The 13,085-nt window shown below is 70.1% G+C and carries 7 protein-coding genes; 4 read left to right on the top strand and 3 right to left on the bottom strand.

Going from position 1 to position 13,085, the window contains the following annotated elements; genetic code table 11:
- Positions 1-102 precede the first annotated feature (102 nt).
- The gene (locus ACFWEE_RS05980) at positions 103-1,098 is read right to left on the bottom strand and encodes an ABC transporter substrate-binding protein (protein ID WP_386886749.1); all 996 of its coding nucleotides are present in this window, start codon (positions 1,096-1,098) and stop codon (positions 103-105) included.
- A gap of 676 nt (positions 1,099-1,774) precedes the next feature.
- On the opposite strand from ACFWEE_RS05980, the gene ACFWEE_RS05975 reads away from it, so the two are divergent.
- Both ACFWEE_RS05975 and araA read left to right on the top strand, forming a co-directional pair.
- Complete coding sequence (locus ACFWEE_RS05975) at positions 1,775-3,421, top strand: ribulokinase (RefSeq protein ID WP_386886786.1); 1,647 nt, start codon at positions 1,775-1,777, stop codon at positions 3,419-3,421.
- Between the two features lie 53 nt (positions 3,422-3,474).
- Positions 3,475-4,986 carry an L-arabinose isomerase gene (gene araA / locus ACFWEE_RS05970; protein WP_386886748.1) on the top strand — a complete coding sequence of 504 codons (1,512 nt, stop codon included), beginning with the start codon at positions 3,475-3,477 and terminating at the stop codon, positions 4,984-4,986.
- Between the two features lie 59 nt (positions 4,987-5,045).
- Here araA and ACFWEE_RS05965 read toward each other — a convergent pair whose 3' ends face one another.
- Together ACFWEE_RS05965 and ACFWEE_RS05960 are read right to left on the bottom strand one after the other, a co-directional pair.
- A complete protein-coding gene (locus tag ACFWEE_RS05965) occupies positions 5,046-6,545 on the bottom strand; it encodes a peptide ligase PGM1-related protein (protein ID WP_386886747.1) in 1,500 nt (499 codons plus the stop codon).
- A 561-nt stretch (positions 6,546-7,106) separates the two neighbouring features.
- The gene (locus ACFWEE_RS05960) at positions 7,107-8,630 is read right to left on the bottom strand and encodes a glycosyl hydrolase family 18 protein (protein WP_386886745.1); all 1,524 of its coding nucleotides are present in this window, start codon (positions 8,628-8,630) and stop codon (positions 7,107-7,109) included.
- Between the two features lie 604 nt (positions 8,631-9,234).
- Between ACFWEE_RS05960 and ACFWEE_RS05955 the strand changes: the two genes are divergently transcribed.
- Together ACFWEE_RS05955 and ACFWEE_RS05950 are read left to right on the top strand one after the other, a co-directional pair.
- A complete protein-coding gene (locus ACFWEE_RS05955; protein ID WP_386886743.1) occupies positions 9,235-10,374 on the top strand; it encodes a hypothetical protein in 1,140 nt (379 codons plus the stop codon).
- Positions 10,375-11,515: 1,141 nt separating this feature from the next.
- The gene (locus ACFWEE_RS05950) at positions 11,516-13,060 is read left to right on the top strand and encodes a polysaccharide lyase family 1 protein (protein ID WP_386886741.1); all 1,545 of its coding nucleotides are present in this window, start codon (positions 11,516-11,518) and stop codon (positions 13,058-13,060) included.
- Positions 13,061-13,085: the final 25 nt, after the last annotated feature.

Below are 13,085 nucleotides of genomic sequence, written 5' to 3'. Positions count from 1 at the left end.
CGGTGCTCTCGGGTCACCCGGTGGCCGCGGGGCGTCAGTAGCGCGGGTCGCCCGGTGGCCGCGGGGCGTCAGTAGCGCGGGTCGCCCGGTGGCCGCGGGGCGTCAGTACTTGCGGGTCGGGAGGGCCGCCGCGGCCTTGTCCTGCGGGAAGACGCCTTCCACGGTCTCGACGCGCGCCGGGACGCTCTCGCCGGCCGCGACCTTCTTCGTCAGCTCCATCAGCTGGTCGCCGAGGAGGGGGTTGCACTCCACGACGACATTGATCTTGCCCTCGGTCATGGCGGTGAAGGCGTCCTTGATGCCGTCCACCGAGATGATCTTGATGTCCTTGCCCGGCTTCTTGCCCGCCTCCTCGATGGCCTGGATCGCACCCAGGGCCATGTCGTCGTTGTGGGCGTACAGCACGTCGATGTCCTTCTGGGACTTGAGGAAGGCCTGCATGACCTCCTTGCCCTTGGCGCGGGTGAAGTCGCCGGTCTGGGAAGCGACGATCTTGAACTTCGGGTCGGACTTGATGACCTCGCCGAAGCCCGCCTTGCGGTCGTTGGCGGGAGCCGAGCCGGTGGTCCCCTGGAGCTCGACGATGTTCACCGGGCCCGTCTCGTTCTTGTACTCCGCGGTCAGCCACTCGCCCGCGGACTTCCCCTCCTTGACGAAGTCCGACCCGAGGAAGGTCTTGTAGAGCGAGGTGTCCTGCGAGTCCACGGCCCGGTCGGTCAGGATCACCGGGATACCGGCGTCCTTCGCCTCCTTGAGCACGGTGTCCCAGCCCGACTCCACCACCGGCGAGAAGGCGATGACGTCCACCCGCTGCTGGATGAAGGTGCGGATCGCCTTGATCTGGTTCTCCTGCTTCTGCTGCGCGTCGGAGAACTTCAGGGTGATCCCGGCCTTCTTGGCCGCCTCCTGGACGGACTTGGTGTTGGCGGTCCGCCATCCGCTCTCCGCGCCCACCTGGGCGAAGCCGAGGACGAGCTTCCCGTCGGACTTGTTGCCCCCGGCGCCGCCGCCGGACGGGGTCGTCTCGGCGGAGCATGCGGTCATCGTCGACGCGGCGAGGATGCCGACGGCGAGGGCGTAGGCGATTCTGCGGGCCATGGTGGTGTGTCCTCTCGGAGGGATGTCTTCGGTGCCGACGTGGTGCGATCCGGTACGCCGCACGGGGAGTGGGCCCGGCCGGAGACAGTGCGGGGCCGCGGCAAGGCCGGAAGCCCGGGTGGTGACGGCGGGAGGTTCATGGGGTGCGCCGCGAGCAGTGTGAGCGCTAACACTGCGGTATCTCAAGCCCTGTGCGCGAGTTACCTATTTGTGACATGAGGGTGCGTGGTGGACGCGGTGACGGGCCGGGAACGAACCGGCCCGTGCGCTGCGGAAGTCCGCGAGGGTTCGGCCAACTCACTTGCGGTCGGGTTGAGTTGTGGACCAGTCGGGTGGGCCGGCCCGGGTGGAGCAGTCATCGCCCCGTCCGCCGGGGTCGTCCGGGCGCGTACGGGACCGAGGGGCGCGGCACCGGAGGGGGGCCCGTCCCGCGCGGGCTGCTCCGAAGGGGTTGACGCCGAACACGAAAGGCGAAGCGGCTGCACTGCTCTTGATTTCACAATTGTTAGCGTTCACACTTTCGGCTGTCGGCGGTCCCGCTCATCCGGCTCCGCACATCGCTGCCGCTGGTGGGCCGCCTGTCGGCCACCTTTCCCGAAGGGCAACCCTGGTGACTTCCCAACCGTCCCGCACGCCTTATGACCCGTCAGGTCCGGCCGGTGCCGAGCAGTACACCGTGGGCGTCGACTTCGGCACCCTGTCCGGACGTGCCGTCGTCGTCCGGGTGCGCGACGGCGAGGAGCTCGCCTCCGCCGTGCACGAGTACCCGCACGGAGTGATGGAACGTCAACTGCCCGGCGGAACAACGCAACTCCCGCCGGACTGGGCCCTTCAGCATCCCGAGGACTGGTGCGAGGTACTCCGCCGGGCCGTGCCCGCCGCGGTGGAGGCGTCCGGAGTCGACCCCCGCGACGTCATCGGCATCGCCACCGACTTCACCGCCTGCACCGTGCTCCCGACCCTGGCCGACGGCACTCCGCTCGCCACGACGGAACTCGCCGCCAGGCCCCACGCTTGGCCGAAGCTCTGGAAGCACCACGCCGCACAGGGCCAGGCCGACCGGATCAACGCGCTCGCCCACGAGCGGGGCGAGAAGTGGATCGCCCGCTACGGCGGAAAGATCTCCGCCGAGTGGCAGTTCGCCAAGGCGCTCCAGGTACTGGAGGAGGATCCCGAGGTCTACGCCCGGTGCGCCCGCTGGATCGAGGCGTCCGACTGGATCGTGTGGCAGCTCACCGGCACCGAGTCCCGCAACGCGTGCGCCGCCGGGTACAAGGGCATCCACCAGGACGGCTCCTACCCCACCGAGGAGTACCTCGCCGCCCTGCACCCGGACTTCGCCGACTTCGCGCGCACCCGTCTGGAATTCCCCCTGTCGGCCCTCGGCTCACGGGTCGGTTCGCTGACCGCCCGGGCGGCGGAGTGGACCGGTCTGCCCGAGGGGATCGCCGTCGCCGCGGGCAACGTCGACGCGCATGTCGCCGCTGCCGCCGCGCAGGCGGTGGAGAACGGCCGGCTGCTGGCCATCATGGGCACCTCCAGCTGCCACGTGGTGAACGGCCCCGCCCTCGCCGACGTTCCCGGCATCTGCGGAGTCGTCAACGGCGGCATCGTCGAAGGCGCGTACGGCTACGAGGCCGGCCAGAGCGCGGTCGGCGACATCTTCGGCTGGGCCATCGGCCAGGGCGTCCCCGCCGACTACGCGGCCGAGGCCGCCTCCCGGGGCGAGGACCTGCACACCCTGCTGACCCGCAAGGCCGCCGCCCAACCGGTCGGCGGCCACGGGCTGGTGGCCCTGGACTGGCTGAACGGCAACCGGTCCGTGCTGGTGGACCACCACCTCTCGGGCGTCGTCGTCGGTCTCACCCTGGCCACCCGCCCCGAGGACGTCTACCGGGCCCTGCTGGAAGCCACCGCCTTCGGTACCCGGGTCATCGTCGAGACGCTGGAATCCGGCGGGGTGCCGGTGCACGAGTTCATCGTCACCGGAGGGCTCAAGAAGAACACCCTGCTCATGCAGATCTACGCCGACGTCCTGCGCCGCCCCGTCTCCCTCGCCGCCTCCGAACAGGGCTCGGCCCTCGGTTCCGCCATCCACGCGGCCGTCGCCGCCGGAGCCCACCTCGACGTCCGCACCGCGACCGCCGCCATGGGCAGGCTCCACCGGAACGTCTACGTCCCCGACCCCTCCCGCGCCGACGCCTACGACGCGCTCTTCGCCGAATACCGCCTCCTGCACGAGGAGTTCGGTGTCCGGGACGGACTCCTCCACCGGCTGCGCCGCATCCGCAACCACGCGCTCACCAGCACCCCGGCCGACTGACCCGCCGGGACACCCCACCCCTCGCCCGCCACCCTTACCCACCGGGAGTCCCCGTGCCCAGCCAGGCCCCCTCCGCCCGCGAAATATGGTTCCTCACCGGCAGCCAAGGCCTCTACGGAGAGGAGACGCTCCGACAGGTGGCCGAACAGTCCGGCACCCTCGCCGCCACCCTCGCCGACTCCGCCGGGCTGCCCGCCCGGATTGTCTGGAAACCCGTCCTGACGGACTCCGCCGCGATCCGCGCGATCTGCCTGGAAGCCAACACCGACGAGCGGTGCATCGGCCTGATCGCCTGGATGCACACCTTCTCACCGGCGAAGATGTGGATCTCCGGCCTGGACGCGCTGCGCAAGCCGCTGCTGCACCTGCACACCCAGTCGAACGTCGCCCTGCCCTGGGCCACCATCGACATGGACTTCATGAACCTCAACCAAGCCGCCCACGGCGACCGGGAGTTCGGGTACATCCAGTCCCGCATCGGCGTCGCGCGCAAGACCGTGGCGGGACACGTCACCGACCCGGCGACCCGGGCGCGGATCTCCGCCTGGGCGCGGGCGGCGGCCGGACGCGCCGAACTCGCCACGCTCAAGGTCGCCCGCTTCGGCGACAACATGCGCGACGTCGCCGTCACCGAAGGCGACAAGGTCGACGCCCAGCTCCGCTTCGGGGTCTCCGTCAACACCTACGGAGTCAACGACCTCGTCGCCCACGTCGACGCCGCCACCGACGCGGAGGTCGGCGAACTCGTCAAGGAGTACGAGGACACCTACCGGCTCGCCGCCCCGCTGAGGGCGGGCGGCGAACGCCACGAGGCACTGCGGTACGCGGCACGCATCGAAGCCGGACTGCGCACCTTCCTCACCGACGGCGGATTCGGCGCCTTCACCACCAACTTCGAGGACCTCGGCGGACTCCGGCAGCTCCCCGGCATCGCCGTGCAGCGGCTCATGGCCCAGGGGTACGGCTTCGGCGGCGAGGGCGACTGGAAGACCGCCGTCCTGCTGCGCACCCTCAAGACCGCGGCCGTCGGCCTGCCCGGCGGCACCTCCTTCATGGAGGACTACACCTACGACCTCACACCCGGCAACGAACTCATCCTCGGCGCCCACATGCTGGAGGTCTGCCCGTCTCTCGCGGACTCCGTCCCGAGCTGCGAGATCCACCCGCTCGGCATCGGCGGCCGGGAGGACCCGGTCCGGCTGGTCTTCGACGCCGCGGCGGGCCCGGCGGTCGTCGTCGGACTCACCGACCTCGGCGACCGGTTCCGGCTCGTCGCCAACGAGATCGACGTGGTCGCCCCCACCGAGCCGCTGCCCGCACTGCCCGTGGCCCGCGCCGTATGGCGGCCCCGGCCGAATCTGCGGACCTCCACGGAGACCTGGCTCACCGCCGGAGGCCCGCACCACACGGTGCTCACCACCGCCCTGGGGGCCGAGCACCTGGACGACCTGGCCGAGATGCTGCGTACCGAACTCGTCCTCATCGACGCGTCCACCACACCGCGGCAGTTCGCCCGTGAACTGCGCTGGAACCAGGCCTACCACCGGCTCGCCGGCGGTCTGTGACCCCGCCGCGCGGACCGGGACCGCAGGAGTGGCCGGCCGGGCCACTCCTCCGCTCCGGCTCAGCGGTGCGGTGTCAACCCGTCCACGAGGAAGCGGAGTTCCCGCATCAGGGCGGACGCCTGCTCGCGGCTCCGGGCGATGCACAGGGCGCCGAACTTCCCGAACTCGGTGACCGGGCTCATCAGGTGCAGCACCACACCCGTCCTGCGCACGGGGTCGTAGCCGATCGGCGAACCGGTGACGGCCTCGATGAGCTGGGCCGGGCGCAGCCCCCGGTAGCGGCGGTCCATGATGACGTCCGACGCCTCGTAGACGTACTCGACGCCGTCCACCTCGAACCGGCCGTCCGGCGTCGGTTCCTCGCCGAGCAGTCCCACGGCCATGGTGAAGGGGTGCTTGGTGGCGGTGGCACGGAGGTTGATCTCGCAGCCCAGCAGACGCCATCCGTCCTCGGACCGGATGGCGAGGAAGTCCACCCCGAAGTCGCCGCTGCCGACGCCGCGCTCCCGCAGCACCTCGCCCACCCGCAGACCGTGGCCGATGAGCTGTCGCCGGTAGTCGGAGGCGGCGGGGAAGGTGCATCCGTGATAGGTCTGCCCGTCGTCGGCGAGGACCTGGTCGTGCGTGGACACCGCCTCGACGGTGCCCCGTTCGGTGATGCGTCCCTGGAAACTCGGGCTGAGCAGGGGCACTTCGCCGATCATCTCCTCGACGATCACCCCGTCGTCCTTCATCAGGGTGACGTACTCCTGCCAGGTCAGCTTCGGGTCCATGAGCGCCGCCCCGGGCAACGCCCGCGCGACCCGCTCCTCCACGGTGTCGCCGCCCGGCGAGGTGATGTCGCCGTCCAGCGTGAGCAGGGCGTTGCCGAGGCCCCCGCCGAACGCCGTGCTGTCCAGCTTCAGCACCAGCTCGCGCAGCCCGTTCTCGGCGAGGCGGGCGACCGCCGAGGCGAGTGCCCCGGGATCGTGGCACAACCCGCTGCCCGCCGGAACCGGGATTCCCGCGGCGGCGAAGATCTCCCGGCCGGAGTGCTTGGTCCCCAGCGGGATGTGGGCCGAAGAGGGCTGGGTGCCGGGCAGCCTCAGCTCGCGGGCCAGCTCCTCGAGCGGCTCGGACGGTTCGAAGTAGCTCAGCCGTACGTCCGCCCCGGCGCTCCGGTGGAACTCGGCGAACTCCCGTAAAGCGGTGCGTACGTCGGCCGCACGCGGGCTGACCGGATCGAGCACCTTGGTGCTGAGCCAGCGGGTGGTGGCGTCGTCGAGCGGCAGTACGCGTACGAGTTCGCGCCGGCGTCGCATGCTTTCCCGGTCCGCGCCGGGTGCGCCGCCGTGCAGGAGACCGAGGTAGTAGTCCACCTGTTCCTCGCCGTCGATCACGCTCGGCGCCGTCACGTAGAGAAGATGGCCACCGGCACGGCAGACGGTGGTGACGATCGCGGGGCCCAGCAGCCGTTCGGGGAAGTAGGTCGCGCCGGTCAGTCGCTCCAGCACCTCGGGGCCGCATTCCCGGCTCTCGATATGGATGCGGGCCGTGGGGCGTCGATGCGTTTCAGTCACAGCGTCCTCGAAGCTACGGGTGCCGGATGGGACTACGTAAGGCGACAACTCGGGTGGCCGCCCCCGGGTCACGGCCTTCCGCCCCGGAGCGGACCCGGTGACGGCCGACGGGTTCCGTGCGCGTGCGTGCCTGGTGGAAGGGGCGCGTGTCCACAGGGGGTGACCTCCACGGAATTCTTCGCCGGACGCATGCTCCGACCGGTGAAATCGGCGATGCATTACTCGGGTTCGGTGATCAGATTTCCGGGTGATCGAATGTCCGGATGCTCGGATGTCCGGATGTGAATTTCGGCGGACACCACCTAACAAAGCCCTGCTGGGTGGCTGTTGGGTCCCTTCCGTGAAACGGAGGAGACAACCACTCAACCTTGCCCCGGGAGTCCGGCGGGTACAAGACTTCTTCTGGCCGACTGTTTCCTCGGACTTCTGAAGGAACACAAAGGAAACAGGGCCGGCAGACATGCTGCCGACCCTGTCCGGATCTGTTCGAGCGCGCCCGGGGCCTCAGGAATCAGGAACCCTCAGAGCCCGTGAGCTCGGGAGGAGCGATCGCCCGCCCCTTCAGCAGGCGCCGAGGTCCACCCACACGCCCCACTGCCCCGTGGTGCCGGGCACCTCGCCCTGGGTCCACCACTGGGCCTTCCAGGTGTGGCCCTGGTACGAGACCGTCTGGCCGCCGGTGTAGATCGAGGCCGCGGCCCACGGGGCGGCCGTGCACGCGGTCGTCGCACCGCCGGTGATCTTCAGTGAGTAGGTCGCGGTGTGGCTCCCGGACGCGCCGGTGCCGGTCACGGTGATCGTGTACGTGCCCGAGGCGGCGGCCGAGGTCGTCGCCAGGGTGAGGGTCGAACTGCCGCCCGCCGTCACGGAGGTGGGGCTGAGCGAAGCGGTCACGCCCGCCGGGGCGCCGGTGACCTTGAGGCCGACCGTCTGCGCCGAGCCCGCGGTCACCGCCGTCTTCACCGAGCTGGTGACCGAGCCGCCCGCGGTCACCGAGCCGGAGGCCGGGGTGGCACTCAGGGAGAAGTCGTTGGCCGGGGTCGTGGTGGTGCCCCCGGTGAAGGGCGAGAAGATGTGGGAGAAGTCCCAGGTGTTCTGCTGGATTCCGGAGCAGCCGTCCGCGGCGGCGCCGCCGGGGCAGCTCCCGTTGTCACGCTGGAGCGCCCAGAAGGACAGGAAGTTGATGCCCTTCGAGACGGCCCAGTTGTAGACCTGGGTGGCGTTGGCGAGGGTGAAGGTCTCCGCCGGGCCGAAGTCGTCGACCCCGGGCATCTCCGTGATGCCGACCATGTTCCACAGCTGGGCCGAGGTCTTGCTGGGGTAGAGCGTCGCGAGCTGGTTGACGAGCCCCTGGGCCGCGGTCTGGGTGTCGTTCGCCATGTTGTGTGTGGCGTTGTCGTAGTAGTCGAACGTCATGAGGTTCGCGACGTCGACGCGCGCCCCGTTCTTGACCGCGTTCTGCAGGACGGCGAGCGCGTTGGATTCCAGGCCCGAGGTGGTGGTCGGCAGGGTGTAGGAGATCTCGACCTTGCGCCCGTTGGCGGCGGCCCAGTCCTGGAGGATCTTGATGGCCTTGTTCCGGCGGTCGATGCCCGCGGTGTTGCTCAGCGAGTCGACCTCGACGTCCATGTCGAGGCGGGTCACGTCGTACGTGGTGATGACCTTCTCGTAGGCCGCCGCGATCTGGTTGACGTCGGTGCAGCTCTCCGCGATCTCGGTACCCGTGGTGTCGGCCGCGTACCCGCCGAACGACGGGATGACGTCGCCACCGGCTGCCTGCATGGTCTTGATGTCGCTGCCGAACGAGGACGCCGCGATCGGCATCCCGGTGTCCCCGCTCCAGTACGGCGTACAGGAACCGGGCGTGGCGGTCTGGAGGAAGGCCATGGTGAGGTGCTTGGTGCCCGACTGCGCCGCGAGCGCGGCGGGGCTGTCGCCGGTCCAGGTCTCGAAGAACGGGGCGAACACGTGGGAGGGGAGAGGCGTCGCCGCCTGGGCGGGCCCCCCGAGCAGCGTGAGGCCTGCGGCGGCCACCGCCGTGACCGTGGCGGTGACGACCGTGCGGAACGAGCGCGTGAGTCTCATGGATGTCCCAGCTGTGGAGGAGGGGAGGAGCCGCCGACTGCCTTCCGGTAGCGGCATGGTGCATGGAATCGGCGGTGGCAGATGCACGTCAATGGTCTGGACCAAGCCGGGAGTGGACCAATCGCTCTCGGGTGGCGTTTTCCGCTGGTGGGAGGTGCGCGGTGGACTGGACCACTCGACCGCGTTTTTACCGGCATTTGGCCAACTTGGACGTCGTGGAGACTGGTTCGGGACCGATGTGTCCGTTCCGGCCACGGCGGGCCGTGGTGCTCGGAGAGCGGGATGGGGCGGGAGGCGAGACGTGCGACGTGAGGCCACCCGCAATCGGCCCGCACGCGCGGCGCGCACGGCGGCCCGTGATGGGGGAGGGGTCTGCGGGGCCCCTGGGGCGGATGCGCGGGTGCCCAGAACGGCCGACGCGGCAAGGCTGCGGCGAACCGTTCTTCTGGCACCTTGAGCGCCGGGCTTCGAGCGGGTGACGCACCGTCCGTACGCCGACGGGCCGAACCGTGCCGCGTTCGCGGCGACGCGCCGGCGTACGCCCGCCCGAGCCACAGCACGGACCGCGCAGGCAACACCGACCTCACCCACAGGGGGTACGCCCATGCACGTCCGCACCGCAGCACCGAAGCGCAGACGCGTCCACACCGCCGCCACGGCGAACGGACCCGTCCGAGCCGTTCTGCTCATCATGGGGATGCTGGCCGCCCTCTTGGCGGCGGCCCTCCCGACCGCGGGAGCCGCACAGGCCGCCGTCCCCGACCGCTGGGGGTTCGCCTACCTGGACAACCCGACGCCGCCCTCCGGCTACGTGCCCGACCCCACCCGCCAGTGGGGCAGCTGGACCTCTCCGTCGGCCAACCCCGTCAAGGTCGACCAGCTCGGCCTCGGCTCGTACGTGGCGCACTTCCCGCTGATCGGCGGCGCGGGCGGGATCGCCCACGCCACCGCGGTCAACAGCACTGCCCACTGGTGCCAGATCGCCTACTGGAAGCAGGTGGGTTCCGGTGAGGACGTGTTCGTGAACTGCTATCTCCCGAGCGGCGCACCGGACAACTCCACCTTCACCGTCCTGTACACCTCCAGCAGCGGCACGCCCGCCACGCCGACCGGGTCGTACGGCTACATCTACTCCGACAGCGGCGGCACGGTGCTCACCCAGTACAACTCCACCACCGCCGTGAACTCGGTGAGCAAGGGCTCGACCGGCATCTGGAAGGCATGGCTCCCCGGGCTCGGACTCTCCGGCTACGCGGGCGACTTCCAGGTCACCGCGGTCGATCCGCAGCAGGGGGCGCACTGCAAGGTGTCCGACTGGGCGCCGGGCGCCACCGGGCAGACGGCAGTGGTCGCCTGCTACGACGCCTCGGACGCCCCGTACGACACCCAGTGGACGCTGAGCTACTCCTACCTGCGGGCGGTCCACGGGTCGGCCTTCCCGCCGAAGTCGTTCGGCTACCTCTGGTACAACGGGTCGCTGCCCGCGCTCACCAACTACAACTCCAGCGGCGCCACCAACACCCTCGGCGGCTCGGGTGCGCCCTTCGTCGTCACCCTGCCGTCGGTCGCGGTCCCCTCGGACACCGCGCACGCCACCGCCTACGGCAGCGGGCCGGGATACTGCGGCCTGTACGCCCCGTGGGTCAGGTCGGGCGGCACCGTGCAGCTCCCCGTCAACTGCTTCGGCCCCGGCGGGACTCCGGTGAAGGCGCCGTTCTTCGCCGCGTACACCTCGGCGTTCTGACGCCGTAGCCACGAGTCGGTCCCGGGAGCGGTCGGGCTCCCGGGACCGACGTCGTGCGTGTGCGTGTACTCCCCCGTGGTCCCCGGACACGGCGGTGGGTGCCGGAGCGTGGGCGCGGCGGGGGAGTCCTCGACGGCGGCGCCGGAAGCGGGTCGCTCGCGGGGTGCGCGCTTTCCACGGGCCGGGGCGGGCGGACGAATCGACGGGCCCTTGCGCGGCGTTCCGGGTGGTGTTCCGGGTGACGGCCGGCGTGCCCTCCCGTACGTGCCGGGGAAAATTCGTCGAGGGCCCGGATCTTCGGACGGCTGATTCCGCGCGGTCTTCCCCGTGTCCAACGGGCGGTGCGGAGGCGTTGATCCCGGCCGCCGGACGTGGTGTCGTATCCCTTCGGGTGGGGCCTTCGGTGTGCGGTCATGAGCTGCGGGTATCTCATCCATCACCTCCCCGGGGAAGATCGGCTGGAGCCGCGTACGCGTTCAGGTTTGTGAACCTTGTTCGCGGTGCGGGACGGCTTTCTGCGGGCCCGCCGGACGGGGCGGCCGTGGTCGCGCGTCGCGGTGGCGCCCATTCCGTGCGTGTCCAGAACCTTGCCAGCCTCGCGACGGCCGCCCTATCCTCACGTTCAGAAAGCGCTTTCCCCCTCCAGGGCCCCGCACCGGTGAACGTGAAGTCCCCTCATCCGCAGGAGACTTCGCAGGCGAGCCGCCACCGATCCGGAACGGTGCCGCATCGGGGACGTCGCCGCGCCGCGGAGTGAAGGGTGTACGCCATGATCGATGCCCGTCACGCCGTCCGTCGCGGTTCTGGCGGCGACGACGTCCTGTAGCGGGTGGCCGGTCATGCCGTCGGAACTTCCCGGCGGCGGTCCACCGGGTGGTGTCCTCGCCCCCGGCGCGGCGCGACCGGCGGGAGTGGGCGGTGGTGCGGACGCGGAGACCCCGTGGCCGGTGCCGCCGACGGCGCAGGCTTGTGGGTCGCGGCAGAACGGCCGACTCGATCCGACCGGCGCGATCGAGCCCGCGCGCCAGGGGTGGTCGGAACGTAACCGGTGTGTGTCGGCGGGCTCGGCACGGCTTCATGAATGGCATGAACATGTCATTCGCTCAACCCCGTATTCGAAGACGAACAGGGAGAGACGAGCATGAGGAAAGCAGTCGCACTGCGACTCTCCGCGGCAGTGGCCACGGCGGCCCTGGCGGCGGCGACCGGTGTCATCGTGTCGATGCCCTCGGCATCGGCCGCGACCGGCGGCGTCACCGGCTACGCGACCCAGAACGGCGGTACCACCGGCGGGGCCGGCGGACAGGTCGTGAAAGCGACGACGGGTACCGAGATCCACCAGGCCCTGTGCGGTCGCGCCACCAGCAGCACCCCGATCACCATCCAGGTGGAGGGGACGATCAACCACGCCAACACCGCCAAGGTGTCGGGCGACAGCTGCAACACCGCGGCCGGCGTGATCGAGCTCAAGCAGATCAGCAACGTCACGCTCGTCGGCGTGGGAAGCGGCGCCGTCTTCGACCAACTGGGCATCCACATACGCGAGTCCAGCAACATCATCATCCAGAACGTGACGGTCAAGAACGTCAAGAAGTCCGGCTCGCCCACCTCCAACGGAGGCGACGCCATCGGCATGGAGAGCGACGTCCGCAACATCTGGGTCGACCACTCCACCCTGGAGGCCTCGGGCGGCGAGGCCGAAGGGTTCGACGGCCTCTTCGACATGAAGGACAACACGCAGTACGTGACGCTGTCCTACAGCATCCTGCGCAACTCCGGGCGAGGCGGCCTCATCGGGTCCAGCGAGACCGAACTCTCCAACGGCTTCATCACGTTCCACCACAACCTGTACCAGAACCTCGACTCCCGCACCCCGCTGCTGCGTGGCGGCATCGCGCACATCTACAACAACTACTACGTCAACCTCAACGAGTCGGGCATCAACTCCCGCGCCGGGGCCAAGGCGAAGGTGGACAACAACTACTTCAAGGACTCCAAGGACGTCCTGGGCACCTTCTACACCGACGCGGCCGGATACTGGCAGGTGAGCGGCAACACCTTCGACAACGTGACCTGGTCCGCCCACGCCTCCGACAACAACCCGGCCGGGCCCAACCCCACCTCCAACACCACGGTCAGCATCCCGTACTCCTACAGCCTCGACGCGGCCAGCTGCGTGCCGAGCATCGTGACCCAGACGGCCGGCGCCAACAAGGGCCTCCAGGTCTCGGACGGCAACTGCACGGCGACCACCCCGACCGCCGAGCCGACCACGTCCACGCCGAGCCCCACCACGCCGACGCCGACCACCGGACCGACGCAGCCCAGCGGCACCAACCTCAGCCTCTCCGGGGGCGCCGACGGCTCCAGCAAGGCGAGCGGAACCAGCTACGGCAACGTCAAGGACGGCAACCTGAGCACCTACTGGTCGCCCTCCGGATCGACGGGCTCCGTCTCGGTGAAGTGGGACGCCGCGACCACGGTCTCCAAGATCAACATCCGCGAGGCGTCCGGCTCCAGCATCGGCTCGTGGCGGGTCCTCAACGGTGACACCGGCGCGGTCCTGACCTCCGGCAGCGGAGCGGGCACCATCTCGTTCGCCTCGACCTCGCTGCGCAAGGTCACCTTCGAGATCACCAGCTCCAGCGGCACCCCGAAGGTCGCCGAGTTCGAGACGTACGCCTGACCGAGGCAGCGGTGGGGGCCGCGGC

It is taken from the genome of Streptomyces sp. NPDC060184, from assembly GCF_042728795.1.
GTDB lineage: Bacteria > Actinomycetota > Actinomycetes > Streptomycetales > Streptomycetaceae > Streptomyces.
This window is presented reverse-complemented; position numbering and strand designations above follow the sequence as displayed.

Coding starts and splice junctions, on each gene's coding strand:
- ACFWEE_RS05960 (WP_386886745.1), bottom strand. CDS start 8,630: ATGAGACTCACGCGCTCGTTCCGCACGGTCGTCACCGCCACGGTCACG.
- ACFWEE_RS05950 (WP_386886741.1), top strand. CDS start 11,516: ATGAGGAAAGCAGTCGCACTGCGACTCTCCGCGGCAGTGGCCACGGCG.
- ACFWEE_RS05980 (WP_386886749.1), bottom strand. CDS start 1,098: ATGGCCCGCAGAATCGCCTACGCCCTCGCCGTCGGCATCCTCGCCGCG.
- ACFWEE_RS05955 (WP_386886743.1), top strand. CDS start 9,235: ATGCACGTCCGCACCGCAGCACCGAAGCGCAGACGCGTCCACACCGCC.